The following is a 26,910-nucleotide window of genomic DNA, read 5'->3' on the forward strand; positions in this document are numbered from 1 at the left end:
CGGGGCCCGACGATTCCGAGGAGATCCACCAGCGTGAGCACCGTGCTGTTCCGTCGGCCGGCCCGCCGCCGCGGCCCCGACATGCCCGAGGGCGAACTCAGCCTCCAGGAGCCGCCGACCCTCCCCGAGGCGGAGCCCAACACCTCGGCGATGTGGACCTATCTGCCGATGGGTCTGACCTCGCTGGCGATGCTGATGATGTTTCTGAGGCCCCATCAGGCGACCACCTTCAGCTATATCGCCATCGGTCTCATGCTGCTCTCCTCCGTGGTCATGATCCTGGCCCAGGTGATCCGCACCGCGAGTGAACGCAAACGCAAACTCAAGGGCGACCGCCGGGACTATCTGCGCTATCTGACCCAGATGCGCCGCCGGATTCGGGCCACGGTGGGGGAACAGCAGCGGGCCCTGGCCTGGCGGCACCCGGAACCGGCCGCGCTCTGGGCGCTCGGCGGTACCAGCCGGCAGTGGGAACGGCGGGTGTCGGACGAGGACTTCAGCGAGGTGCGGGTGGCCCTCGGCGAGCAGAGGCTGGCCCTTCGCCTGGCCCCGCTCGCGACCCGTCCGGTGGAGGATCTGGAGCCGCTGTCGGCACATGCCCTGCGCAGCTTCATCCGTGCCTACAGCACGGTGCCGGGGCAGCCGATCGCGCTCTATCTGCGCGCCTGGTCGCGGGTGCTGATCAGGGGTGACGAGGAACGGGCCCGGGCGCTGACCCGCGCCGTCCTGGCCCAGCTGGCCGCGTTCCACGCGCCGGAGGAGCTGAATGTCGCGCTGTGCGTCTCCGACGACCGCCGCGCGACGTGGGAGTGGCTGAAGTGGCTGCCGCACTCCCAGCACGGTTACCAGCGGGACGGGGCCGGGCAGGCCAGGCTGGCGGCGGCGGACCTCCAGTCGCTGGAGGAACTGCTGGGCGCGGACTTCACCCAGCGTCCGCCGTTCGATCCCGACACCCCGCCGACGCGCGAGGAGCCCTTCACCGTCGTCGTGGTGGACGGCGGGGCCGTGCCTTCCGGGCACCGGGTGACGGGCGCCGGGTACCGCAACACCGTCCTGCTCGACCTCAGCGGCGCGCTGGTGTGGAAGTCGGGCCGCGGCACCCTGCGGCTGCGCCTCGACGAGGAGGGTCTGCACCTGGCCCGTACCGATCGCGACCGCAAAGAGCAGTCGACGTTGCTGGGTGAGCCGGACGCGTTCGGACCGGTCGCCGCCGAGGCGCTGGCCCGGCGGCTCTCCCCGTACCGCCTCGGCGGCGGCGGGGCCGGCGCCTCCGAACCGTTCGTCACCGACACGGAGCTGACCGCGCTGCTCGGCATCACGGATCTGCGCCGGCTCGAACCCTCCCGGCTGTGGCGTTTCCCGGTCGAGGGCCGGGGCCGGCTGCGGGTCCCCATCGCGGTCGGCGAGGACGGCACGCCCGTCGAGCTCGACATCAAGGAGTCGGCCCAGGGCGGCATGGGACCGCACGGCATGCTGATCGGCGCCACCGGTTCCGGCAAGAGCGAGCTGCTGCGCACCCTGGTACTCGGTCTCGCGCTCACCCACTCCTCCGAGACGCTCAATCTTGTCCTGGTCGACTTCAAGGGCGGCGCGACCTTCCTCGGCATGGACGAACTGCCGCACACCTCGGCGGTGATCACCAACCTCGCCGACGAGGTCGCCCTGGTGGGCCGGATGCAGGACGCCCTGCACGGCGAACTCGTACGCCGTCAGGAACTGCTGCGCAAGGCGGGCAACTACGCCTCGGTGCTGGAGTACGAGCGGGCCCGGGCCGCCGGAACCCCGCTCGACCCGCTGCCGAGCCTCTTCGTGGTGGTGGACGAGTTCAGCGAGCTGCTGGCCGCGCACCGCGACTTCATGGAGCTGTTCGTGATGATCGGCCGGCTCGGACGGTCGCTCGGGGTGCATCTGCTGCTCGCCTCCCAGCGGCTGGAGGAGGGCCGGATGAGCCAGCTGGAGGGCCACCTCTCGTACCGGATCGGTCTGCGGACCTTCTCCGCCATCGAGAGCCGCGGGGTCCTCGGTGTCCCCGACGCCTACCACCTGCCGTCCCAGCCGGGCAGCGGCTACCTGAAGAGCGGGGTGGAGGCACTGACCCGCTTCCGGGCCGCCTATGTCTCCGGCGCGTACAGGGCGCCCCGGCGCGGCACCGCGCGGCAGGCGCAGATCGCCCGTCAGGTCGTGCCCTGGGGCACCGAGTGGGTGGTGCCGCGGGTGCTGCCCGCGGCTCCCGATCCGGAGCCGGAGAGCGGGCCGGACTCCTCGGAGAGCTCGGAGAACGAGGAGAGCCTGATGGGTCTGGCCCTGGCGAAGCTGCGGGGCAGCGGGCCGCCCGCCCATCAGGTGTGGCTGCCGCCGCTCGGCGCGCCGCCCGCCCTCGACACCCTGCTGCCGCCGCTGACCCCGCATCCGGAGCTGGGGCTCACCGCCGCCGACTGGCCGGAGCGCGGCAGGCTGCGGGTGCCCGTCGGTCTGGTGGACCGGCCGTTCGAGCAGGTACGCGATCTGCTCGCGGTCGATCTGTCGGGCGCGGGCGGCCATCTCGCCGTGGCGGGCGGCCCGCAGAGCGGCAAGAGCACCCTGCTGCGGGCCCTGATCTGCTCGCTCGCCCTCACCCACTCACCCCGTGAGGTTCAGTTCTACTGTCTCGACTTCGGCGGCGGAGCCCTCTCCTCGCTCACCGGGCTGCCGCATGTCGGCGGGGTCGCGGGCCGACTCGACCGGGAACGCGTCGCCCGCACCCTCGCGGAGGTCACCTCCCTGCTCAACCGGCGCGAGATCTTCTTCCAGGAGAACGGCATCGACTCGATGGCGGCGTTCCGCAGACGCCGGGCGCGGGGCGACTTCCCCGAGTCGCCGTACGGTGATGTCTTCCTCGTCGTGGACGGCTGGTCCACGGTGCGCAGCGACATGCAGGACGACGTGGAGCACTTCCAGGGCATCGCCTCCCGCGGCCTCAACTACGGTGTCCACCTCGTCCTGAGCACCGCCCGCTGGGTCGAGGTCCCGTCGTGGCTGCGCGATCAGGTCGGCACCAAGCTGGAGCTGCGCATGGGCGATCCGATGGACTCCACCGTCGACGTCCGCAAGGCGGCCACCGTGCCGGTCAGTCCCGGCCGCGGGCTGAGCGCCGACAAGATGCACTTCCTGACCGCGCTGCCCCGTATCGACGGCCAGGAGCAGGCGGAGGACCTGTCGGACGCGATCGGCGACCTCGTCGAGGCGGTCGCGGAGAGCTGGGACGCCCCGCCCGCGCCCCCGGTGCGGATGCTGCCCACCAGCCTGCCCGCCGCCGAACTCCCCGCCGACCCCGAGCCGCTGCGGATCTCCCTCGGACTCGACCAGGCGGAGCTGGAGCCCGCCCGGCACGACTTCTCCCAGAGCCCGCATCTGTATGTGGTGGGTGACACCGAGAGCGGCAAGACCAGCGCGCTGCGGCTGGTCGCCCAGCGGATCATGGCCACCCACACCCCGGACGAGGCACGGTTCCTCGTCGCCGACTTCCGCCGCGAGCTGATCGGGGCCATTCCGGAGGAGTACCGCCTCGGTCACGCGGTCTCGGCCGATCCGCTGCGGGAGTTCGTCGGCGGGGTGGCGCGCGCGATGACCGAGCGGTCCCCGGGCGCCGACATCTCTCCCGCGCGCATGCGCCGGGCGGACTGGTGGGAGGGGCCGCGGCTGTTCGTCCTGGTCGACGACTACGAACTGATCGGCTCCGGGTTCGACAACCCCTTCGAACCGCTGCTGACCCACATCCCGCTCGGGTACGAGGTGGGGCTGCACATGGTCGTCGCCCGCGCCGCGTCGGGTGCGGGCCGCCAGGACCCGCTGGTGCGCAAGATGCAGGAGGTCAACTCGTCCGTCCTGCTGCTGTCCTGCCCGCCGTCCGAGGGGCATGTGGTGGACGGTGTGCGGTCCCGGATCCTGCCGCCGGGGCGGGCGCAGAGCGTGGTGCGCCGCAAGCCCGGGATGGTGCAGCTCGCCCTGCCCGAGGAGGTGGCCGGGGAGGCCGAGGGGGACGAGGCGCGGGCCTGAGCGCCGGGGCCTCGGCGGGGGCCTTCGCCCTTCGGTGAGCCGCGAGCGCGTGAAGTGAGTGAATGAATGAGTGAGGCGATCGTGCGGGTCGTCCCGTGCGGTCGCCTCCGCCGTTCAGGCCCTCCCCGGACGTGCGGAGGAGCGAGGCGTCGTGCGCCGTCAGGCGCCCGGTCGGTCCGCCGTCTCCCAGCGGCCGGGGCGCCACCCCCGGGCACGGCCCCGGGGCAGGACCACCGCCAGGAACGCCACCAGCACGACCACCCCCACCGAGACGGCCACCACCAGCAGGGCCGTGGACCGCTGCCCCGACGTGTCGGAGGGCTTCGGCAGAGCGACGGGCCGCTCGCCCGCGGGGACGGCCGCCGCCGCGGGCCGGGCCACGCCGGACACCGCGCCGTACGGGTCGAGCGCGGGCAGCACCGTGCCCGGATACGCGCCGGACAGCATCCGCTCCCGTACCTCGGCCGCGCTGAGATCCGGGTGGTACGAGCGGACCAGCGCCGCCGTTCCCGCCGTGAGCGCGGCGGCCAGGGAGGAGCCGGAGGCCGTCCACTTGCCGTCGCCCACCGGGCCGGGCCCGACCAGAGAGCCACCGGGCGCGGTCAGATCGGCCCGGCTGTACGCGGGGGACTCCGCCGCCCGGTCCCCGCGCGGTCCGGTGTCCACCACAGCCAGCGCCCCGGGCGGGGGCACCGGGGCGGGCGGCACCGCCGAGCCGCCCCGCGGCTCGGTGTCGGCGGCGGCCGGGACGACCACGAGACTGTCGTGGCGCGCGGCGGCGGCCATCGCGGCGCGCACCGCCGGATCGGAGCCGTCCAGCGGGGCGGTCACCGTGATGACGTCGGCGCCTTCCTCGGCTGCCTCCTCGACGGCCGCGGCGAGCCGGGCGGGATCGGGTTCGCCCCGCGCGCCCGTGCCGCGCACGGCGAGGATCCGGGCGTCGGGCGCCACTCCGGAGAAGCCCTGGCCCGGCCTGCTCGCCCCGGCGACCAGCCCCGCCTGGAACGTGCCCCGGCCCACGCAGTCCTCCCCCGCCGCGCCGAGCGCCCTGACCCGGCCCGCCAGTACGGCCGGGGCGTCGCTGACCCCGGTGCCGACGACCGCCACTGTCGTGCCGCGCCCTCTGGACAGCCGCCAGACCTGGTCCAGGCCGAGCGCGCGGCGCGTCCAGGGCGCCGCCGAGGTGTCCCGGCCGCGCCGGGTGGTGCAGCCGTCCTGACCCTGGGGAATCCGTTCGGGCAGGCCCGGCAGGGTGGTCACACCGGCCGCCGTTCCTGCGGTGGGGTCGGCTGTGGGACGGGTGGGGTCCGCGAGCGCGACGGGCGCGGGCAGGAACGCGGCGAGTGTGGCCAGACAGAGCAGCGCGGTGGTGCGGCGGCGCACGGGAACGTCCTCGCTTCGGCGGTTCGGGCCCTCCGGCCCGGAGGCGGGGCGGGCGGATGCGCGGTCGGGGTGTGTCGGCGGGCACCCGGTGAGGCCCCGGGCGCGCGGTGCGGGAGCGTGTGGCGCGCGGCCGGGGGGCACCGGATGTCGCAGCGGGCGGACGGGGCAGAGGTGCGGGGGCGGGAACCCACCGGGGCGGTCGCTCCCCGCACGGTCCTGGAGGTCTCAGGAGCCCTGGAGGTCCTGCGGGAGCAGCAGCCGCAGATCGTCGAGTGTCGGCGCGGCGACCGCGCTGAGCCGCCGGGCCTGACGGGTCATCATCGTCTCCAGGGTCTGCCGGGCGAGCCGGGCGTTGCCGAAGGTGTGTCCGCGCGGGATCGTCTCGAAGTGGGTGTGGAGTCCGGCGGCGGTCTCGGGGGCGCAGTCGTAGCCGTTGTCCGCCGCGTGCCGCTGGACGATGGTGACGAGTTCGTCGGAGGAGTAGTTCGGGAACTCGACGGTGCGGGTGAAGCGGGAGGCGAGACCGGGGTTGGAGCCCAGGAAACGGTCCATCTCCCGGGTGTAGCCCGCGGCGATCACCACCACCTCGTCGCGGTGGTCCTCCATGAGCTTCAGCAGGGTGTCCACGGCCTCCTGACCGAAGTCCGACGAGCCCGGCCCACCGGACTCGGGGGTGAGGGTGTACGCCTCGTCGATGAAGAGCACCCCGCCGAGGGCGCGCTGGAAGACCTCCTTGGTCAACTGGGCGGTGTGCCCGATGTAGCGGCCCACCAGATCGGCCCGGGAGACCTCCACCAACTGGCCGCGCGGCAGCACCTCCAGGGAGGAGAGCAGTTCGCCGTAGAGCCGGGCCACGGTGGTCTTGCCGGTGCCGGGCGGGCCCGCGAAGACCAGGTGGTTGCTGATGCGGGGTGCCGGGAGCCCGGCGGCGGCCCGGCGCCGGGCGGTGGCGAGGAGGGTGACCAGATCGCCGACCTCGCGTTTGACGGCCGCCAGGCCGATGAGGGCGTCCAGGCGCCGCAGCGGATCCTCGTCCTCGGCGGCGGGGCCGCCGGCCGCCGAGCCGGCCGGGCCGATGTCCTCGGCCGTCAGCAGCGCGAGGTCCCGCTCGCCGACGTCGGCCCGGGCCGCGAGGCGCGAGGCCTGGCGGTCCACCATCTCCTCGAACACCTTGCGCGCGGTGCGGCCGTTGCCGAAGGAGGCGTCCCGGGGGATGCGCTCGAAGTGGGCGTGCAGCGCGGTGCGGGCGTCGCCGTCGAGTTCATAGCGGTGTGCCGAACACATCCGTTCCACGATGGTGACGAGTTCGCCGGAGGTGTAGTCGGTGAACTCCACACTGCGGGTGAAGCGGGAGGCGAGACCGGGGTTGGAGGCGAGGAAGTCCGTCATCTCCTCGGGGTATCCGGCCGCCACCACCACGACGTCCTCGCGATGGTCCTCCATCAGCTTGACCAGGGTGTCGATGGCCTCACGGCCGAAGTCGGCCCCCGACCCGCCGGAGTCGGAGAGCAGGGTGTACGCCTCGTCGATGAAGAGGACCCCGCCGAGCGCGCGGTTGAAGGTCTCCGTGGTCTTGATGGCCGTGCCGCCGATGATCTGGGCGACGAGATCGGCCCGCGAGACCTCCACCAGATGGCCCGAGGGGAGCACGCCCAGGGAGGCGAGGATGGAGCCGTAGAGCCGGGCCACGGTGGTCTTGCCGGTGCCGGGCGGGCCCGCGAAGACCAGATGGCGGCTCATCGGCGGCACCGGCATACCGAGTTCGGCCCGGCGCTGTGCCATCCGGTTGAGGTTGATCAGGGTGAGCACCTGGTGCTTGACGTCGTCGAGGCCGATCAGCGACTCCAGCTCGGCGACCGGGCCGTCCACGGCCCCGGCCCCGGCCCCGCCGGGGACGGACGCCCCGCCGGGAAGTCTGCCGCCCCCGGCCGCCTCCGCGTCGGCGGCACTCCCCCAGGCGTCGGGGGCGCCGTTGCCGGTGCTGGTCAGACCCTGCGCCACCACCCGGTCGCCGGCGACGGTCTGGCGCAGCCCGCTGCCGTCGTTCTCCAGGACCGCGCAGTCGACGAGGGAGACCGGGCCGGGGCCCTCGACGCGAACACCGTCGCCGCTCGCGCCGGTGACCTCGCAGGAGGTGAGCGAGGCCCGCGCGCCCGCGGCGAGCCGTATGCCGTGTTCGCCGGCCTCCCGTATCCGGGCCCGGGTGGCGGTCAGCTCGCCCTGGTCGTCGACGCGGATGCCGTCGGCGGGACAGCCCTGGACGTCGAGATCGCGGACGGTGAGGGCACCGAGGGCGCCGATGTGCGCGGCGGGGCCGGTGCCGCCGCGGAGTGTGCCCTGGCCGACGTAGAGGCTGCCGTGGCCGGTGACCTGGATTCCGGCGCCGCCGCTCGCCTCGACGAGGCAGTCCTCCATCCTGCCGCGGCCGTCCTTGAGGACCTCGACGCCGTGGCCGCCGGAGCGGGTGACGGTGGTGCGCCGCAGCAGGGGGTTGGCCCCGGTGCGGATGACGATGCCGCTGCCCGCGCTGCCGGTGACCTCCAGTCGGTCGGTCTCGGCCGCCGACTCCTCCTCCAGCAGCACCCCGGTCGACTCACCGTCACGGACGGCGGTGCCGATCAGCGCCGGCGAGGAGGATCCGGCGACGCGGACGGCCGTCTCCCGGGCGTCGGCGAAGACACACTCCTCGACGGTGCCCCGGCTCCGTTCGGTGACCAGCAGCGCGTGCCCGGCGGTGCGTTCGGTGCGACAGCGCCGCAGGGTGGGCGCCGCGCCACCGCCGACGACGAAGCCGTGACCGCCCGCGTTCCGTACGGTCACGTCCTCAATCAGGCTGGCTCCCGTGGAGTTGACGAAGACGCCGACCGCGCAGTCGGTCAGGGTGGAGTGGAGCAGGGTGACGGCGCTCTCCCCCTCGGCGGCGGCGCCGGGCTTGTCGGTGGCCGAGATCTCGCACCGCTCGACCCGCACCTGGGCGCGGCCGTTGGCGAGTACGCCGTTGCCCCGGGCGTCGCGCAGCCGCCCGCCGCGCAGTGAGAGCCGGCCGTCCTCGCCCGCGACCACGGCAGAGGTGCCGAGGTGTTCGACGACACACTCCTCCAGCAGGCTCTCGGGGGCGGAGGTGGTGACCACTCCCGCGCCCTTGGGGTTCTCGATCCGGCACTGGCGGACCGCGAGCGCGCCGTCGGCCCGGGCGTACAGGGCGGCCCAGGACGCGCCGTACACATGGCACCGGTCGAGCAGCAGCTGGCCCCGGGGGACGTCCACGACCGGCAGTTCGTCGTCGTGGCCGCGCAGAACGAGGTCGTTGACCATCGCCGAGTCGCAGGCGAGTGTCAGCGCGGTGCCCCGGCGGGGGGCCAGCTCGACGGTGCCGCGGCCCTCCTGCGCGGTGAGGGTGAGCGAGGTGGTGAGACTCAGGTTCTCCTCGTACCGCCCCGGCCGGACGCTGATCACGGCGCCGGTCCGGGCGACGCGAAGGGCTTCGGAGATGGTGGAGCAGTCGCCCGTCCCGTCCTGTGCGACGGTGAGCAGCTGGCGTGACACGTTCTGACCTCCCGGGCGCCCCGGGCACCGTTCCTCCGTACGGGGTCGGTTCGCTTCCGGGGCGGGTGGAACTGTTCCGCTCATCATGCATGGTGAGACGTCAGACTGGCCACCGAGGTCACACCGGATCTGTCACGCCGGGACGGGAGTGAGGGAATCCCATGACAGGGGACATCTCGGATTTCTCTTGCCGGATCGGGGTCGAGTTGATGAAAGCTCTGTTTCCGATCATCCGTCACATTCACCGACGCGCCCGTCCATTGCTCGTATCCGTCCGTGCGCGGATGTCGGCCCGCACTCGGACGGGGCGGCGTCCGCCCCGGCACGGCCCGCGCTGTTCCACTTACCCCTTCCTGCTGTTGAAATAGCTGGTCAGGGCGGTGTTCGGGGATACTGCGCGGGGTGCGGGGAGGGGCGCGGCCCCGGGGGTTTCCGCAGGCCGTCCACCGCGCGGAACATCCGTGTCCGGATCGGAGGCGAAAATCCGCAACCCGAACGCTCTCAACACCATCAATCCCGGTATTAGTGTGATGATGAGCGGCCCGGTCCCATGGGTCCGGCTCCGCGACGGTGCCGGTACCGGCATGGGCATGGGTGTGGGCATCGGTGTGAACACCGGGCCGGCCCGGAACAGCCCGCCCGGTACGGGCCGGGAGCCGCGCGGGCCGGGCCGGGAGCGCGCGGCGGGTCCGTGCCGGGGAGCCCGCCCGGCGTACGGCCCGCCACACCCGGAGGGGACGGGGCCGGGCCGGGCGGAGAGCCGGGGCGGTCGACCGGTCCGCGCCGGTACGGGGGTTGGGCCCCGGTGGCGCCCCTGCCGCCCCGGGGACGCGCTCAAGCGCCGTTCACCGGCACGGGGGCCGTGTCACGAGGGCGGCTACGCCCCTGCGGGCGGCACGCCATGACCGGATCGTACAAGCGAAGGGAACCAGGACCAGTGGGACACAGCACCCCGCCCGGCGCGGAGGAGAGGCGCGGGATACCGGGGCTGCTGGCACGCCTCGGCCGCCGGACCGCGCCGGACCGGAGCGTCCCGCCCACCGCCGGGGCCGCGGAATCCCCGCACACGGTCCGGGAGGACTTCCCCCACCGGTATCTGCTCAGATCCTCCGCCGACACCGACAGCGCGGTCCGCGAGCTGCTGCGGGAACTGCCCGCCGACAGCCGCCGCCCGGTCGTCGTCGTGGACGTGCCCCCGGCCGCCGCAGGCAATCTCGGCGAGGAACTCGGATCGCTGCTGGCCCGCCTTCGGGACGAGGAACCGCTCGCCGTCCGGCTGGTGATGTCCGGGGCTGCGGCTCCGGCCGGTGCGGCCGGCCCGCTCGCGCAGCGTCTCGCCGACGCCTGGCGGCTGACCCTGGAGGCGCCCGACGCCCCGGCGGTCCTCACCCCCGGGGGCCCGCTGTACGTCGCCGAGCCCGCCGCCCCGGGTGGCGGGTGGTGGCGCTTCGCGCCGGACGCCGCGCCCGAGGCCCTGGGCACCCGGCTGCCCGCGCCGCGCTGGCAGCGTGCCCTCGCCCGGGTCCCCATGGGCACGGTCGGCGGCTGTGTGGCCCGCGCCGTGCCCGCCGGACTGCTGCTGAGCCCGGCGGACGCGGGCGCTCCGCGGCCCGACGCGCCCGCCTACGCGGCGGCCACCCATCCGGAGAGGGTGAGCGTCCTGCTCGGTGTGCCCCGGGCGCGGCCCGTCCCGGCGGACGATGTCGCGACGCTCCTGGCCGGGTTGCCCGCCGAGGCACGGAGCGCCGTCCGGCTCGTACCCGCCGACGGGCGCGAGGCGGTCGTCCTCGCCGAGGAGGTGTGCGACCTGCTCGGCACTGAGCTGGAGGTGACCCTCGGTATCCCCGTGGCGGGGGGTGCGGCCGGTTCGCGGGAGGAGTCCGTACGGCTGGTCTCCGCCGAGGGCGACTTCACCTGGTCCCCGCCGCTCACCTCCCTCACCTGCTTCCCTGCTCGGGCCGACGGCTCGCGCCCCGTACCCCGGCCGCGTTCCTGGGCCCTGCCGGGAGCGCCGGAGGGTACCGGAGCCGAACCGGCCGCCCTGCGGCTGCCGTCCGGGGCGCGGGCCGTCGCCGTGCGCTCCGGACTCTGGATCGGCGACATGCCCGAGCCGCCCGGGGATGTACGCGACCGGCCCGCCGACCCCCGCGCCCTGCGGGTAACGGTCGACTCCGGCTGTCTGACGGACGGGCGGCGCGACGCGCATCTGAAGGGCGTGTCGAACCTCCTCGCGGAGCTGGAACCCACCACCCGCGCGCAGACCGAGATCATGCCGCCCCGGGACGCGTCGCCCGAACTCGTGGCCGCGCTGCGACGGTTCGCGGTCCGGGCGGGCCTCACCCTCGGAGCGGTGCCGGGGCGCGCAACGGTGACGGGCCCCGATCCCGTGACGTCCGCGGGCGGTGCCCCGGCGGCTTCCGGCACCACCACACCGACACCTGCCATGCCGACACCTGCCACACCGACGCCTGCCCTGCCGTCGGCCGCTCCGGTCACGGCGAGCGGACCGTCACGGGACGCCATGGGCGACGAGGGCGCACAGGGCCCCCCGGGCGCCGAGGACGCACGAGCGGGCAGCGGTTCCACGGGCGCCCAGGGCTCTCCCGGGGCGCAGGGTTCACCGAACGCCCAGTGCGCCACGGTCACCACCGGGTCCCCCGTCACCATCGGCTCCGGAGTGGCGGAACCACCGTCCGGTGCGCTCCCGGCCGCGCCGCCGGTCCCGGCGGCCGACTCCACTCCAACGGCCGCGCCCACCACATCCGCCGCGCCTCCCCTGACGGAATCCGCGGAGTCGGCGGTGCACGCGTCCCCGACCGGGGCGCGTGCCACCCCCACCGCCCCTTCCGCCACCGCGACGGTGGCGTCCGGCCGGCCCTTCGCCGTGCCGACACTGACGCCGGACCCGCTCCCCGGCACGTCACGCACCGCCGCACCGCCCGCCCACGCGCCCGTATACGGGGTCCGCTCCACCGCTCCGGCGCCGTCGGTCCCGGGCGGAACCCTCGCACCCGCGGCGCCCGTCACGAGTGAGCCGACCGCGGGCGCCCCCGTACGGCCTCCGACGGCCGGGGAACACCCCCGTTCCGCTCCCCCGGCCCGGCCCACGGCACACCGCTCCCCCGCCCCGGCCCCGCACCGGGCCCCGCCCACGGGTCCCAGTGGTGAGCGTGACCGGCTGGCCTTCCGCGAACTGGCCGCCGATGTGTGGGAGGAACACAGCGGACCCGTCGGGCAGGCGCTGATCAGGCTGCCCGCGCTGCGCGGCACGGAGGCGGAGGGCGCGAGCGTCGATCTGGTCGCCGTGCGGCTCTTCCTCTCCTCCGGGCCCGACGATCCGTTCGGCGCCCGTGCCCTGGCGGCCGATCCGGAGCCGCTGCGCCCCTACGCGGTCTGTCTCGCCTCCGGACTGCGCAGGCTGCCCGCGCTGCGCGGCCCCCTGATACGCGCCGTGCCCCAGCCCGGCATCCCGCGCGAGCTGGTTCCGGGCGCGGTCCTGCGCTGCGACGCGCCGCTGGACGCCGTCCAGGCGGGGCGGCGTGGTGCCCCGCTGCCGCCCGACGCGCTGGTCCGCTACGTGATCCGCTCCGTCACGGCCCGGCGCAGCTCCGTCCTCGCCCAGGACGGGGACAGTCCCGGGGCCCTGTTCGCGGCCGGGACGTCCTTCACCGTCCTGGACCGCCGGGAGCGGGGCGGCGGTCTGCCCGCGCGGGTGCTGCTGGCGGAGGCGCTCCCGGGCGACCCCGCGCGTGAGCCGTCCGCGGAGGCGCTGGAGAAGCTGGACGCCGCCGCCCGCGGCCCGGCCTCCGGCACCCCGCCCTGGCCCGGCCGGTGCACCGGCCCCTTTCTCCAGCACATCCCGTCGGCGCCCTGAGCGGGCCGGGGCCCGCGCCCCGGCCCCCCGCCGGCCCTCACCTTCCCCGTACCAGAAAGGCAGCCCCAGGCATGGCAAGCAGAGAGTCCACCCCGGACAACAGAAGCGCCGCGGCGGGTTCCGTACGGCGGGCGGCGGCCGTGGCGGTTCTGGCGGAGGAGCCGACCAGTGGTCTGTTCCCCGCCCCGGCGCCCGGCGCCGGGGCGGGCGAGGCGGAAGGGAAGCCGGGGGCCGGGCCGTCCGGAGCGCCGGAGACGGCCGGTGCGACGGCGACGGCGACGGCGAGCACGACGGCCGTCCCCACCATCAGCGGTACGGCCTCCTCGGCGGCCTCCCCGACGGTGTCGTCCGCCGCCGCCGCTCCGGCGGAATCCTCCCCGGCGACCGCGGCGGCCGGAGCGCCCGGCACGGAATCGGCGGGTACGGCCGGCACGGGTACGGCCACGACGAGCGCCGCGGACTCGACGGGAACGGGTACGGCAGCCGTGGCCGAGGGAGCCACCCGCGCCGGAACGCTGTCGGCGGTACGCGCGCGTCTCGCCACGGCGGCCCGGGCGTCCGGTCCGGGCTCCGGCCGGAACGAGGACTCCGGGGAGACCCCGCCCGGCAGGCCCAACAAGCCGCTGATCGCCGCCGCCGTGCTCGGCGGGCTGGTGCTCGTCGCGGTGCCGTTCCTCGTCTCCGGATCCGATGAGGAGAAGCCGCGGTCCTCGGTCGCCGAGGGACCGGGCGGCAGCCCGATGGATCCCGACAGCATCGGCCAGGGTCTGGTCCCGGGCGAGGAACGCGTCGCGGCCCCCGGCGCGGCCAAGGGCGCTCCCGCCCGCCCGGGCGCGGCCCCGGCGGGTGCCCCGCGCCCCGGCGGCCCGCCCGCGCTGACCGCTCCCGGTCCGCTCGGCCCGGTGCCCGGTCCCCAGGACGGTGGACTTCCCGTTCCGGGAACCGGGACCGGAGCCGGCGCCCCGAAGCCCGGCGGCGCACCGGCCGACGAGGCACCCGGCGCGCCCGACAGGAAGACCCCGGGGACCAGGGCCCCCGCTCCGGACAAGAAGCCCCCGGCGAAGCCCGCGGAACCTGCGAAGCCCGCCACGCCGAAGCCCGCGAAACCGGCGAAGCCCGCCCCCGCCGTTCCGCCGCCCGCCCCGGCACCCGCCACCTTCTCGCATCTGATCGGACTCGGCTGCGATACGCCCGGCTTCGCCACGGGCGACTGGTACGTCGACAAGAACGAGGGATGGCTCAAGCACTGGGGCAGCACCAAGAGCCACGGCTGCAACGGTCTCTTCTACAGCATGCCGATGTCCGGCAGCTCCACCTCGGACGGCATCTGGGCCCAGTGGAAGTTCTACACCGGCAAGGTCCAGAAGGGGCTCTGCGCGGTCGAGGTGTTCATTCCCGACGTCGGCAACAACGACTACGTCGGAGGCACCCCGGCCCACTACACCGTGTATCAGGCATTCAGCCAGAAGGCGAAGAACGTGGTGGGCACGTTCCGGATCAACCAGCCCTCGCGCCTGGGTCAGTGGGTGTCCGCGGGGACCTACCGGATCGGCGGCAACAAGATCTCCGTCGTGCTCGACAACCGCGGCAGCGGTGCCGACAACCGCCACGCGGCGGCGGGCCCCGTCCGGGTGAACTGCACCGCGTCCTGACCCTCCGGCCACGGGGAAGCGCCCGCCGGACCGAACCCATCGGTCCGGCGCGCCCGGTCCGGCGCGCAGCGCAGTTCTCCGCGTACGGCACCACCGAGGCACTGGGGGCCGTCGGCGCCCCCTTCCGTCACCCGGTCCCGGGCAGATGCGGATCGCCGTGCGCGCGGCCGGGGTCGACCCGTTCGGCCGGAAGCTTCTCAACGGTCTGACGCGCGACTGGACCCGTCCTTTCGCGGGTGGCTGTCTCAGGTCTGTGGCCGGCGGGTTCGTCCGATGCCGGTGGCGAGGGGACCGAGGAGGCGGAGTGGGGCGCCGCGGTTGATCCGGACGGTTGGCGGATCGGTGAGGTTGCCGATTCGCAGGGTGGGTCCGCCGAGGTGGTGGAGGATCATCCGGCTGGTGGGGCGGACGCGGTGGTTGTCCGGGTAGCGGCCGGGCACGGCTTCTGCGGGTTCTTCTGAACGGTCTTGTCCTGTGCCGCTCACCCGGTCCGAACGGGGTCGGCGCGGTCGTCCTCGTGGTCCTCACGTCTCTCGCGGTGCTGCACGGGCGGCCGGGCCGGGAGTGGGTGTCCGTATCGGCGCGGGTGCTGGTGGGGGTGCTGTTGGGGGCGCTGTTCCTGCACGCGGTCGCCGACCGATTCGGGCTGCTGGGCCCGGTGGAGGGCCGGTTCGCGGGCTGGGGGGGACCTCGCCGCCTTCGTCGACTGCGCCCGCGAGGTCACCGCGTTCCTGCCGGGCGGTCTCGTTCCCGCGCCCGCCGTCCTCGCCACGGCCGCGGAGATCGTGCTCGGCGCGGGGCTGCTCCTCGGTGTGCGGGTGCGCCTCGCGGCCTTCGGCGCGGGGCTGCTGAACCTCCCGTTCGCGGTCTCGATGTCCCTCTCGATGCCGCCGCAGGAACAGTTCCACTACGGCGTATTCGTGCCGGCCGCGGGAATGCTGGTGCTCGCGTCCGGTGAACGGCCGCCGCTGCCGGGGCGCGGGGCGGGTGCGGCGCCGGGGGCCGCTTCGCCGCGTCCCGGTTGCGGCGCCGATGTCCGGGGTTCGTGGCTCAGGGAGCCGCCGTGCCGGGCCGGGGAATCCTGTCGCCCGCCTTCGCGGCCGGTTCCGCCTCGCCCACCATGGTGAGTGACGGTGGCGGATCACCGCGTTCCCGGAACGGAGTTCACCGCGGCGCGCCCGTTCGTCGCGGTCCGGGTGCGTGCGGCCGGGCCGTGGCGGGAGCGGGGCCGGGTGAAGGCGTCGCGTTGTCCTGTGCACCCTGTGCATCCTGTGGATCACTCTTCCGGGTGACCCTCAGAGGTGATGTGGACGGTCTAGCCTTTTGTCTCCGCCGGGACGGCGGACGGCGGAGGGTTCCTGCCACGGAGGCCCGGCTGCCCCACGTCCCCGCATGCGGTGCCGCGTCCCGAAAGGCTGTGGTCATGGTGAACGTTCCGGAAGGCTCCGCCCGGGCGGTCGGGGCGGGGCGCCGGGAGGAGGCGCGGGGCGTTCCGGATGGTCTGCCCGCGCCGCCCGTCGCTCCGGGGCGGCTCCCGGTCCTGGGGCATCTCGTCGCCATGCTCCGTGATCCTCTCGGGTTCATGGCGTCCTTGCCGGCCGTGGCCGAGGTGGTCACCATCTATGTCGGGACGCGGCCGGTCCATGTCGCCAACTCGCTCGATCTGGTCCAGTCCATGCTGGTCACCGAGGCCGACAGCTTTCAGCGCGGACTGTTGTTCGAGAAGGCCGAGAAGGTCGTGGGTCCCGGTCTGACCATGGTCGAGGGGGAGGCGCACAGGAGGCAGCGCAAGCTGGTCCAGCCGGCGTTCAGCCCGCGCCGGATCGAGCAGTACACCCAGACGATGATCGAGGCGGCGGAGGCCGGAGTCGGCTCCTGGCGGCCGGGCCGGAGGATGGACGCGGACCGGGTGATGTACGACCTCGGCATGGACGTCTTCACCCGGGTACTGTTCCGCGGCGCGCTCGACGGCGCATCGGCGGACCTGGTGAAGCAGGCGACCTCCGGCATCATGGCCGGGATGGTCGCGCACTCGCTCTATCCGGCGCAGTGGCTGGAGAAGGTGCCGATCCCGCTCAATCGCCGGTTCCGGCGTGGCGACGCGCAGATGACCGAGGTGGTCGACCGGATCATCCACCACTACCGGCAGGGCGGCACGGCCGACCACGACGGGGCGGCGATCCTCGACGCGTTGATGGCCGAGAACGAGCGGGCGAGCGGTCGGCCCCTGGACTCCGTGGAACTGCGGACCGAGGTCATTCATCTCCTGGTCGCCGGCGCCGAAGGGCCCGGCGCGTCCCTGGCCTGGCTGTTCCACGAGCTGAGCCGGCACCCCGACGTCGAACGGCAGCTGGTGGAGGAACTCGACGCCGTCTTCGGGGACGGCCCCCTCACCGTGGCGGGGCTCGCCGGTCTCACCTTCACCCGGGCCGTGGTGAAGGAATCCCTGCGCGTCCACGCCCCGACCTGGCTGCTGACCCGCCGTGCCCTGAAGGCCGTCGCCCTCGGTGGGCACCGCATTCCGGCCGGTGGCGAGGTCGCTTTCAGCCTCACCGCGCTGCACCGCACCGCGCCGCAGTACGACGACCCCGGGCGCTTCGACCCGGCGCGCTGGCTGGACGGCCGGACGGCGCGTCTGCCGCGCAGCGCGTACATGCCCTTCGGAACCGGCAGGCACCGATGCGTGGGCGACCACTTCACCCTCCAGGTGGTCCTGGTCTGTGCCGTGACCATCGCCCGGCGGTGGCGGCTCGTGCCGTGCCCCGGAATCCGTGTCCGGGAGAGGCCGGTGGCGCTGGTGCGGCCAAGTGGTCTCCTCATGGACGTGGCGGCCCGGTAGGGCGGGAGGCGCACGGTATGCCCCAGGACATCGCCGCATTCATCCCCTTTCCCACACGGCTCGGCCCGGGCACCGGCCGGGCCGCCGCCGGTCATCTCCGCCGGCCGCGGTTCTTCGGCCTCCTGCCCCGGACCCACCACCCCACCGCCGAGGACCAAGCACCCCCTGGGTGGCCTGAATCCTCATCACCCTGTGCGAGGTCGACATGTCCCTGAACCACAGCGATCTGATGTTCTACTGCCCTGTGGACGATCTTCCGCATCCGGCGGCGTCGGGTGTCAATGACCGTACGCTCGACTGGGCGTCCGGGCAGGGGATACCCACGGCGGACCGGGACGCGGGCCGGCTGCGGGCGATGGCGCCGGGTCTGCTGGCGGCCCGTATCGCCCCGGACGCCCGGGGCCCGGTGCTGGACGCTTTCGCGGACCACCACACCTGGCTCTTCGCCTTCGACGACGAGTACTGCGACAGGGCCGACGGTTCCGGCATCACCGAGTGGGCGAGCTTCCTGGCCCGGCTGCACCGGGTGGTGGAGACCGGCGAGAGCGCGCTGCTGCCGGGCAATCCCTACGGCCTCGCCCTGCGTGACATCGCCTGCCGGCTCTCCACGTACACGACACCGGCCCAGCTCGCCGAATGGCTCGAAGCCCTGCGGTCCTACTTCGCCGCCCTGGTCTGGGAACGCTCCCGCCGCCGCGACGACGACCGGCTCCAGAGCCTCGACGACTATCTGCTGCTCCGCCTCCGCAACGGCGCGATGCACACCAGCATCACCCTCCTGGACACCGTCAACGGCTACGTCCTGCCACGCGAGCTGCGGGAAACACCGGGCGTACGCGCCCTGGTCGAGATGACCGCGCTTCTCGTCTCGGTGGACAACGACATCCTCTCGCACCACAAGGAGTCCACGAGCGGGACCCGGGAGGCCAATCTCCTCGATGTGCTCGGCCGGACGGGGCACACCACCCCCGGGGAAGCCGTAGCCCAGGCCGTCGCCCTGCGCAATGAGATCATGCGTCAATTCGTGCGCGTGGCCGAACGAGTCCGGACCCCCGCCGCCGTCCCGGAGCTGTACCGTTTCACCACGGGTCTCGCCCGCTGGATACGGGCCAACCTGGACTTCAGCCTCACCACCACCCGCTACACCGGTCCGGTCACCGAACGCGCCGCCCTCAGCCCGCATGAGGTTCCTCCCCTGTCGGGGCAGGGGCCCGCCCCCGCCCGGTCGGACGTGATCGGCTGGTGGTGGCGGATACCGGAGCCCCTCCCCGAGCCGGGCTCCGATGGCGCTGACACGCCGGTGAGGAAACGCCGTGCCGGGGATCGCCCACCCACGGCAGGCAGGGGCGGCGCTCCCCACCACCAGCGGACGGGGCCACCGCCACCCGTTCTCCCGGGCGGAATCACGGCCAGTCGGTCATCCGGGTTGCAGCAGTCGACATGGAGGCGTGAGCACCGGTGAACCCCACCTACACGATGGCGCAGGCGCCGGGCGCGCTGCCCGTGCTCGGCCATGCCGCCGCGTTCGCCCGCCGGCCGCTGGACTTCATCCGGGAGCTGCCCGATCACGGGGACCTGGTGCGGGTCCGGCTGGGCCCGCTGACGGCCCATGTGGTCTGCCATCCCGATCTGCTCCACCGGGTGCTGGCCGAGGACCGTGTCTTCGACAAGGGCGGGCCGGTCTTCGAGACCTTCCGCAAGACCGCGGGCAACGGCCTGCTCGGCTGTCCCGCCCGCGACCACCGCAGGCAGCGCAGACTGGTCCAGCCCGCTTTCCATCGCTCGCGCCTGCCCGGCTACTCGGCCGCCATGGCCGAGGAGATCGCGGCGCTCACCGAGCCCTGGCGGCCCGGCCAGACCCTCGACGTCCCCGCTCTGATGTACCGGCTCACCACCGCCGTGACCACCCGGTGCCTGTTCGCCTCCGCCGCACAGGCGGCCGACCTGCCCTCCCTGCACGAGAGCGTCGACATCGTCACCCAGGGCATCGCCCGGCGTGCCATGCTGCCCGTCCCCGCCCTCCACCGGCTCCCCACCCCGGCCAACCGCCGCTACCAGCGGACACAACGGTACCTGCGGCATCTCACCGACACCCTGATCGACAGCTACCGGACACAAGGCACCGACCAGGGCGATCTGCTGTCGATGCTGCTGGCTCCCCAGGACGACGGCGGACCGGGGCTGACCGGCACCGAGATCCACGACCAGATCCTCACCTTCCTCCTCGCGGGCATCGACACCACGGCCATCCTGCTCTCCTGAGTCTGGCATCTGCTCGGCACCCACCCCGACATCCGCGACCGGCTGCACACCGAGGTCGACACCGTGCTCGATGGCCGCCCCGCCCAGCACGACGACCTCCCCGCGCTCGAACTCACCGGCCGGATCATCCAGGAGACGCTGCGCCTCTACCCCTCCGCCTGGCTCTTCACCCGCACCGTCACCACCGACACCGAACTCGGCGGACACCCGCTGCCCGCCCGCAGCACCATCATGTTCAGCGCCTACCAGATCCACCGCCGCGCCGACCTCTACCCCCACCCCGACCGCTTCGACCCCGACCGATGGCTGAACGCCCCCAAACCCCCACCCGGCACCCACCTGCCGTTCAGCAGCGGCCCCCGTAAATGCATCGCCGAGACCTTCGCCCTCAACGAAACCACCCTCGCCCTCGCCACCATCGCCACCCGCTGGCAGCTCGACCCCACCCCCGGACCACCCGTCCGCCCCGCCCGCCACATCACCCTCCAGCCCAAAAAACTCACCATGCGCCTGCGGGAACGAAGCGGCTCCGGTGCGGGCACAGCGCCGTGACGGCCGCAGGAGACGACGGCATAGGCACCCCCACCAGCGCCCGCAGCGGGTACGGCGCGGGACTCTTCGACCACCGTCGCCGCCTGGAGGTACAGCGGCTGCGTGCCCTGGAGGCATACAACGACCCCGCGACCCAGTCGGTCATCCTGGCCCGGGGTGTCCAGCCGGGCTGGCGCTGCCTCGAACTCGGCGGCGGAGCAGGGTCCATCGCCCGCTGGCTCGCCGCACACAGCGCCCCCGGAGAGGTCGTCGTCACCGACCTCGACACCCGGCTGCTGCCCCGCGGCATACCCAACCTCACCGTCCTGCGCCACGACGTGGTCCACGACGACTTCCCCGCGGCCTCCTTCGACCTCGTCCACGCCCGCGCCCTGCTCGAACACCTGCCCAAACCCACGGATGTTCTCGCCAAAATGGTCCGCTGGACCGCCCCCGGAGGCTGGGTGTGCGTGGACGACCTGATCTCCATACGCCCGCCCGGCGGCCCGCGCGACGCCCATCAGCGCTGCTGGAACGCGCTCGTCACCCTCGCGGAGGGCACCATGCGGATCGACCAGCACTGGGCCGCCACCCTGCCGCGGCTGTTCGCCGCCCAGGGCCTGACCGACATCGGCGTCCACTGCACCCCCGGCCTGGTGGGAGGGAGCGGCAACGCCACCGAGTTCATCCGGATCGCGCTCGAACAGCTCGGAACGACCCTGGTCGAACGGTGCCTCATCACCGACCGTGACCTCGCCGAAGGCCGTGACCTGCTGGCGGACCCGCACTACAGCGACCTGGTCACCATCACCTTCTCCGCCTGGGGCCGACGCCCCAGTACGTAGGACGGGGCTCGACAGCCCCGGGCGGACACCCGCTGATCCCTCCGGAGGTCACACGAAGCTGAGCCCCAGCAGGACGTTGACGTCCGCGAGCGCCGGGATGTCGTGCAGGAGCGGCCGGGGGCCCGCCTGGTCGGGGCGGCTGCTGAAGCCGCCGTCGTCCTGCTGACGGTCGAGCAGATACGCGAGGGCCCGGCCGAGGACGGCGGTGTGCCCGGGGGCGCCACTCAGGGCGATGACGGCGTACGCGGTGCTGATCGGGTCACTCGGACCGCCGGGCTCGTGGCCCCAGCCCCCGTCCGTCTCCTGAGTCTCGGCGAGACGCGCGCGGCAGCGGCGCTGGGTGTTCCGGGCCGCCGACCGCAGCGAGGCGGGCGCGTCCCCGGTGAGCGTGCCGCAGGCGAGCGTGGTCCGGAAGGCGGCGTTGGTGGCGTTCCGGCTCCAGCTGCGCTCCTCGACGGGGCCTGCGGCCACGAGGAAGGCCACACCGCGCTCGGCGGCCCGGCGGTGGCTCGGGGCGAGGGCGTTGACGGCGCCCGCGGTCATGGCGATCTCGGACGGGGTGCCCCGGACGAAGCTGGGGAACCCGCCGTCGGTGTTCTGCTGGTCCAGCAGGTACCGCTCGGCACGCGTGATGGCCTCCCCGTGCCGTCCGGGTGTGACGGCCCGCAGGAACTCCAGCGTGTACGAGGTGTCGTCGATGTCGCTCTGGGTCACACCGGTGGTGAAGCCCAGCCCGCCGTCCGGGTTCTGGTGGGCCGCGAGGGCGTCCGCCATCGCCGTCAGCCGCGGATCGCGGGGGCGGACGCGGGCCAGGGCCAGCCCGGCGACGGCGGTGGCGAAGACGTCCAGACCGGTGACGAACGGAACTCCGCCACCGGGAAGCTGCTCGGCCGCTATCCGGACCAGCGTGCCGCGGACGGCCGGCCGGTGCGCGGGGTGCTTGCGCAGCGCGAACAGAGCGATCAGCCGGGCCAGGTGGTTGGCCTGCCATGCCGGGCCCGGCCGGAGCGCCGGTGCGAGCCGCGTCCAGTCGGCGTCGGTGGCCTCTTCGGGGGCGGTCATCGCCTTGAGGGCGCACATCTGCATCGAGAGCCACACCTGCTGGTCGCCGACCTCGTAGGTGTCGGGCGGCAGGCGGTGCCGGGCTGCCGTGGAACCGGCCACTTCGTGCAGCAGGGTCCGGAAGGTCAGCATCTTGCGTTCCGAGCTGAAGTGCCGGAACGGCGAGAGGGCGGCTTCGACGGCCTGGTCGGCGGCGACGGTGTCACCGAGCGCTGCCTGCGCGAAACAGTGCTGGAGCGGGTCCGGCGGATCGTGGGCGAGCGTGTTCTTGAGGTAGCGGCGGGTCAGTTCCGCCTGCTCGGGCAGGAGGTCTTCGTTGGTGAGCAGGGCCAGCAGCAGGGCGGACTCCAGCACCCGGCTGGTACCGGGGGCGTGGATCAGCCCGCCGGGGCCGATCCGGTTCAGAACGCGGCCGGCGAGCAGGTCACGGCGGACGATCAGGTCGGGACGCATGGAGCCCTCCGGGGCCGGGACGGGCACGGGCTCAGGCGAACAGCCGGTGCAGGACGTCGACCCCGGTGGGGACGAACGGCCGGGGCGGGTCGTTGAGCAGCCGTGCGAGGGACAGCAGTTGGCAGTGGTCGATCTCGGTGCGGTCAGGGCGCAGCAGACCGGTCAGCTCGCCGATGTCGGCCAGGTGCACGGCGAGATGACAGGGGCCGATGGGGGACGGCTGCGGGAGCCGCAACACCTCACGCAGCTCCGGGCGGACACCGAACTCCTCCGCCAACTCCCGCCGGGCGGCCACCAGATAGCTCTCACCGGCCCGGACCGAACCACCGACAAGGACATCGTGGTGACCGGGGAACACCCGCGCGCCAGCGGGACGGCGATAGACCAGGACCCGGTCCGGGCCCGCGGTCAGAACGGTGGCGGCGACCCGGTAGTGCAGACCGGCCCGCTGGGCCCGGCCGCGTGGTCCACGGCTGACGGGACGGTCGTCGGCGTCGACGAAGTCGACCAGTTCCGCAGGTATCCCCATCCCGTCTCCGTCTCCTCCCCGTCGAGCAGGACCCCGTCCATGACGGTACGCGTCCGATACACTACGTCACGCCATCATGGTGATCGCTTGCCGATTGCTCGCTGATCGCTCGCTGATCGCTTGAAACGCGTCAAGGCAGGGGGTCCGCAGTGGATTCTGCACGGTCCGGGACGATTCCCGAACTGGCTCCGGATGCCTTCCTCCGCTGGCGGGAGAGCGGTGCGGAGACGGTCGACCTCCTCGCGCAGGCGCGCCGGCTCGGTCCGGTCAGCGCCTTCCGGATCGGTGAACGCCCCGTGGTGCTGGCCACCGGACCGCAGGCCGTCCAAGAGGTCCTCGCCCGGTGCCCCGAGCGGTATGTCAAACGTTCCCACCGGGCCCGTGTCCTGCTCGGAGACGGGCTGCTGGCCGCGGCCGGAGAACAGTGGCGCCGACAACGACGCGTCCTCCAGCCCCACTTCACCGGACGGGCCGTCCACCACTACGAGCAGCTGATGCACGACTGCGCCGAGGAGACCGCACGGCGCTGGGCCGCCACCGCGGCCCGCAAAACCCCCCGCCGCCTCGACGCCGACCTCCAGCACTACTCCCTCGACGTCATCTGGCGCGCGGCGACCGGCCGCCCGCTCGACGACGCCACCCACCGGGCCCTGCGGGTCGCCAGTGACGTGCTCGCCGCCCTGCCCGCCCTGGCCCCGGCAAACTCCCCGCAACCCGACCTCACCGCCCAGGTCGACGAGGTCGACGCCATCGTCGAACCACTCATCGCCGCCGCCCGCACCGACCCCGCTCCCGGCCTGCTGCGCGTCCTGTTCGACAGCGCCGACCAGCAGCCCCTGTACACCGACCGGCTGATCCGCGACGAACTCGTCACCCTCCTCACCGCCGGCTACGAGACCACAGCCACCACCCTCGGCTGGCTGTTCCTCCTGCTGCACCAGCACCCCGAACAGCGCACCTGGGCCCTGGCAGCAGGCCCCGCCGGCTCACCCGCCCGGACCGAAGCCATACGGGCCCTGGTCAGCGAGACACTGCGGCTCTACCCGACAGCCTGGCTCCTGCCCCGCTACGCCGCCGAGGACGGCACCCTCGGCGGCCACCGGGTCCTGGCCGGCACCACGATCCTCATCTGCCCCTATCTGACCCACCGCGACCCGGACATCTGGCCGGAGCCCGACCGCTTCCTGCCCCAGCGGTTCCTCGACCCCCACCGCCGCACACCGCCCGGCGCGTACTACCCGTTCGGCATCGGCCCCCGCGCCTGCCTGGGCGCACAGTTCGCCGTCCGGGAGATCACCATCCTGCTGGAACGACTCCTGCCCGCCTTCACCGCCGCCTTCCCCGACATACCCGGACAGCGCTTCGGCGTGACCATCCAGCCCGACCGGGAACTGACAGCCACCATCACCACCACAACCTGACAACCGACCCCGCCGGACCCGCCCGGTGACGTCCGTCGACCCCAAGACCAACGCCCCGCCGCTCCACCGTTACGAGCCTTCGGCACAACGACGGCGGCGGACCTCAACGCCGACGGCTACCCCGACCTGGCCGTGGCAGCCGTCGGAGAACGGGTCGGCAGGGCACCAGGTGCGGGTGGCGTACACATCCTGCGCGGCAGTTCCAAAGAAAGGTGCCGTCGTGCCGCTGGCGCACCAGACGGTTCTGGCTCCATTCCCCCAGCCAGGTGCGTACCTGCCGTCCGTAGACGGCGTGCTTCTCCTCTTCCAGCCGACGGAGGAGTGCCGCGGGTGTGATGCCCACCGTGGTATCGATGTCCCGCACGATCTCCAGCGCCCGCTCCTTCGTCGTCTGCGCCAGCGCGTTCTCAACTCTCAGGTCAAGCTGCTACTACTCCTCCTCCGTCTTCCGGAGCCGGTCAGCCCGCCGGAGCCCGGCCGGGGGCCACACCTGCCCACGGCCGCAGGAAACTGAAGGAACTGATCGTGTCGTTGAACCCATGGGAATTGCCCAGATTCGCATAGGAGCCCGATTTCAGCCTGGCCGATCTGCCGCTCTGGAAGCCGTGCTCATGGATGACGATGTCGCAGCTCACGAAGATCTGCATCGAGGTGACCCGGTCGTTCCACCCCTCCGGCGCGTTCTGGTACTGGGGGACGGGGTTGCCCCGGCAGGTGTCGGCGTAGAGGGCCACGGACTCACCCTCGAAGTTGTGGTGCTCGTACAGGACCGCGACCCGGACCGCGTTCGGGGACGCGTCGGCGGTGCCGGCCGTCCCGAGGAGAAGGGCGAGACTCGCCCCCGCCGCCGCCAGACTCGCCCATCTGATCCGCTGGAACACAGCTGTACCTCCACGATCGGTTCGGGTCTTGGAAGGTCGCCCATGTCCACGGACCGGCGGACCACCCGGTTCAGCCCGGGGTGCGGAGGGCCCCGCCCGGGAGCTGTTCGAGGTTCGGATCTTCTTGGTGCTCGGTGGTGTGCTGGGTGGGGCTGGTGGGACTCGATGTGTGGCACGTTGTGATGTGACGGACGCCGGGTGGGCTGGGAACGTTGGGCTGGAGCTGGTCAGTGTGGACCCACGATCGTGCGGGCCCACCATGAATCGGCCGGGCCGGCGGCGGCCGAGGTGCTGTGGTGTTCCCAGCGCGCGAGGACGTACACCTGCGGGCCCGATACCCCAACCGCACGGGTCAAGATCCCTGACGTGGCAGAATCCCACTTCTGACAGGTGACATGTACATAAAGGCAAGGGTGGGGCATGGGGCGGTTGTCCAAAACCGTGGCGGGGACGGTGCTGGTGGGAGCGCTGGTGCTCACCGGGTGTGGTGAGGGGACCGGTGGGAAGTCTGCGTCCTCCGGGGAACGGGAGAGCGCGTCCGCCCAGGTGAAAGGGAAGACCGCGAAGGAGGTCGGTGAGGACTTCCGCGTCTCGGCGACAGGGATGGGTGAGGGGTACATCCCTCACGAGGTCGTCGACCCGGAGTACAAGGACTGCTGGGTGTCCGGCACGGTGCCGGATCAGACGATCCCGGGACGGGCCCAGGTCGAGCAGGTCGTGGAGGCGCTGCGCGAGTTCGGTTGGACCCCCAAGGGCCCGGTCCGCGCATCCGATCAGCGCGACTACCGTGCGCTGGAGAACGGTGTGGACATCACGCTGACGTCCGGCCCCTGGACGGCCCGGGTGTTCGGCGGCCGCCTGGACAAGCAGGGCCGCGCCCTCAACATGGCCAACGGCGCGGTCGAATTCGACGCCTCCGTCCACGGCTGCGGCAGACCCGCCCGGGGGACGCAGAAGTCCGGAGCACCGGGTGATGGAAAGAGGGGAATGGAGGGCCAGCGGTCCGTCACGCTCGTCGAGGACGACCTCCGGACGGCGCTGGAGGGCCTTGGTACCCGATTCGTCCCTGTCGAGCAGACCCCTCACCGGAAAAGCTGCGAGGTGTCCGGAATGATCCTGGCCCCCAAGCCCGTGGGGAAGGCGGATGTCCAGCGGATCGTCGACCGGCTGCGGGCCGCGGGCTGGAAGCCCTCGGGCACGGTCTGGAGCGACGGCGACAGCACCGCGGCCGATATGGAACACGGACGCTGGTCGGCCACCGTCATGGCCAGCCAGGTGCCGGAGAAGGCCGGGAAACCGGTGAACGCGATCACCGTGCACGTCATGGGGTACTGCGGTGGAAGCGGCAACAAGAACGAACGGTGAGCCATACGTCTCCCGGCACACGGCTCTGCCACGAGTGCCGGGAGCGGCGGCCGGAACCGGGGGCAGGCGCTGGTCGTGCTGTGCGGGTCAGATGCTGGTGCTGAGGTCGACGGCCCGCTCCGCCTCGCCGGCCGCCCGCGCCGCAGCCTGGTCCGCACGGTGCGCCGGGATCGTTCCATGGCTGAAGGCCCATCGAGCTCATGCATGGTGGCGGTGAGCCATCGAGGGGTCC

14 protein-coding genes and 1 pseudogene are annotated in these 26,910 nt (G+C 73.3%); 10 read left to right on the plus strand and 5 right to left on the minus strand.

Features of this window, described 5'->3' with window-relative positions; genetic code table 11:
* Nucleotides 1–33: 33 nt before the first annotated feature.
* Complete coding sequence (locus CRV15_RS28415; protein ID WP_003962908.1) at nt 34–4,035, plus strand: type VII secretion protein EccC; 4,002 nt, start codon at nt 34–36, stop codon at nt 4,033–4,035.
* Nucleotides 4,036–4,194: 159 nt separating this feature from the next.
* Here CRV15_RS28415 and CRV15_RS28420 read toward each other — a convergent pair whose 3' ends face one another.
* Both CRV15_RS28420 and CRV15_RS28425 read right to left on the minus strand, forming a co-directional pair.
* Nucleotides 4,195–5,418, minus strand: coding sequence for a S8 family serine peptidase (locus CRV15_RS28420; protein WP_009998853.1), 1,224 nt, complete (start codon nt 5,416–5,418; stop codon nt 4,195–4,197).
* Nucleotides 5,419–5,643: 225 nt separating this feature from the next.
* The gene (locus CRV15_RS28425) at nt 5,644–8,964 is read right to left on the minus strand and encodes a right-handed parallel beta-helix repeat-containing protein (RefSeq protein WP_009998854.1); all 3,321 of its coding nucleotides are present in this window, start codon (nt 8,962–8,964) and stop codon (nt 5,644–5,646) included.
* A 937-nt stretch (nt 8,965–9,901) separates the two neighbouring features.
* Between CRV15_RS28425 and CRV15_RS28430 the strand changes: the two genes are divergently transcribed.
* The 6 genes and pseudogenes from CRV15_RS28430 to CRV15_RS28475 all read left to right on the plus strand — a co-directional run bounded on the left by CRV15_RS28430 (nt 9,902) and on the right by CRV15_RS28475 (nt 20,967).
* Nucleotides 9,902–12,838 (plus strand): hypothetical protein, encoded by a 2,937-nt coding sequence (locus CRV15_RS28430; protein WP_009998855.1) that lies wholly within the window; start codon nt 9,902–9,904, stop codon nt 12,836–12,838.
* Nucleotides 12,839–12,909: 71 nt separating this feature from the next.
* The gene (locus CRV15_RS37500) at nt 12,910–14,490 is read left to right on the plus strand and encodes a hypothetical protein (protein WP_003962913.1); all 1,581 of its coding nucleotides are present in this window, start codon (nt 12,910–12,912) and stop codon (nt 14,488–14,490) included.
* A 1,423-nt stretch (nt 14,491–15,913) separates the two neighbouring features.
* Nucleotides 15,914–17,329 carry a cytochrome P450 gene (locus CRV15_RS28460; RefSeq protein WP_009998888.1) on the plus strand — a complete coding sequence of 472 codons (1,416 nt, stop codon included), beginning with the start codon at nt 15,914–15,916 and terminating at the stop codon, nt 17,327–17,329.
* Nucleotides 17,330–17,534: 205 nt separating this feature from the next.
* Nucleotides 17,535–18,791: a (2E,6E)-farnesyl diphosphate cyclizing (+)-T-muurolol synthase gene (locus CRV15_RS28465; RefSeq protein WP_003956090.1), complete on the plus strand. Its 1,257-nt coding sequence runs from the start codon at nt 17,535–17,537 to the stop codon at nt 18,789–18,791.
* Nucleotides 18,792–18,805: 14 nt separating this feature from the next.
* Nucleotides 18,806–20,143: pseudogene (locus CRV15_RS28470) on the plus strand (cytochrome P450).
* Nucleotides 20,140–20,967: a class I SAM-dependent methyltransferase gene (locus CRV15_RS28475; RefSeq protein WP_003956088.1), complete on the plus strand. Its 828-nt coding sequence runs from the start codon at nt 20,140–20,142 to the stop codon at nt 20,965–20,967. The pseudogene CRV15_RS28470 and the gene CRV15_RS28475 overlap by 4 nt, the downstream one beginning before the upstream one ends.
* Before the next feature lie 48 nt (nt 20,968–21,015).
* Here CRV15_RS28475 and CRV15_RS28480 read toward each other — a convergent pair whose 3' ends face one another.
* Complete coding sequence (locus tag CRV15_RS28480) at nt 21,016–22,482, minus strand: prenyltransferase/squalene oxidase repeat-containing protein (protein ID WP_009998890.1); 1,467 nt, start codon at nt 22,480–22,482, stop codon at nt 21,016–21,018.
* 31 nt (nt 22,483–22,513) lie between these two features.
* A complete protein-coding gene (locus CRV15_RS28485; RefSeq protein WP_003956086.1) occupies nt 22,514–23,011 on the minus strand; it encodes an NUDIX domain-containing protein in 498 nt (165 codons plus the stop codon).
* A gap of 149 nt (nt 23,012–23,160) precedes the next feature.
* Here CRV15_RS28485 and CRV15_RS28490 point away from each other — a divergent pair, with 149 nt between their 5' ends.
* Both CRV15_RS28490 and CRV15_RS28495 read left to right on the plus strand, forming a co-directional pair.
* Nucleotides 23,161–24,432: a cytochrome P450 gene (locus tag CRV15_RS28490; RefSeq protein ID WP_003956085.1), complete on the plus strand. Its 1,272-nt coding sequence runs from the start codon at nt 23,161–23,163 to the stop codon at nt 24,430–24,432.
* Between the two features lie 132 nt (nt 24,433–24,564).
* A complete protein-coding gene (locus tag CRV15_RS28495; protein WP_372461454.1) occupies nt 24,565–24,768 on the plus strand; it encodes a hypothetical protein in 204 nt (67 codons plus the stop codon).
* A gap of 122 nt (nt 24,769–24,890) precedes the next feature.
* Here CRV15_RS28495 and CRV15_RS28500 read toward each other — a convergent pair whose 3' ends face one another.
* On the minus strand, nt 24,891–25,313 hold the full coding sequence (locus tag CRV15_RS28500; RefSeq protein ID WP_003956081.1) for a beta/gamma crystallin family protein: 423 nt from the start codon (nt 25,311–25,313) through the stop codon (nt 24,891–24,893).
* 420 nt (nt 25,314–25,733) lie between these two features.
* On the opposite strand from CRV15_RS28500, the gene CRV15_RS28505 reads away from it, so the two are divergent.
* Nucleotides 25,734–26,678 (plus strand): hypothetical protein, encoded by a 945-nt coding sequence (locus CRV15_RS28505; RefSeq protein WP_003956078.1) that lies wholly within the window; start codon nt 25,734–25,736, stop codon nt 26,676–26,678.
* The last annotated feature ends 232 nt before the right edge of the window (nt 26,679–26,910 follow it).

The organism is Streptomyces clavuligerus (assembly GCF_005519465.1).
GTDB classification, from domain to species: Bacteria; Actinomycetota; Actinomycetes; order Streptomycetales; family Streptomycetaceae; genus Streptomyces; species Streptomyces clavuligerus.

Bases quoted from the DNA above. Each gene is read 5' to 3' on its own strand.
- CRV15_RS37500 (WP_003962913.1), top strand. From the start codon at position 12,910: ATGGCAAGCAGAGAGTCCACCCCGGACAACAGAAGCGCCGCGGCGGGT.
- CRV15_RS28460 (WP_009998888.1), top strand. From the start codon at position 15,914: ATGGTGAACGTTCCGGAAGGCTCCGCCCGGGCGGTCGGGGCGGGGCGC.
- CRV15_RS28465 (WP_003956090.1), top strand. From the start codon at position 17,535: ATGTCCCTGAACCACAGCGATCTGATGTTCTACTGCCCTGTGGACGAT.
- CRV15_RS28480 (WP_009998890.1), bottom strand. From the start codon at position 22,482: ATGCGTCCCGACCTGATCGTCCGCCGTGACCTGCTCGCCGGCCGCGTT.
- CRV15_RS28485 (WP_003956086.1), bottom strand. From the start codon at position 23,011: ATGGGGATACCTGCGGAACTGGTCGACTTCGTCGACGCCGACGACCGT.
- CRV15_RS28505 (WP_003956078.1), top strand. From the start codon at position 25,734: ATGGGGCGGTTGTCCAAAACCGTGGCGGGGACGGTGCTGGTGGGAGCG.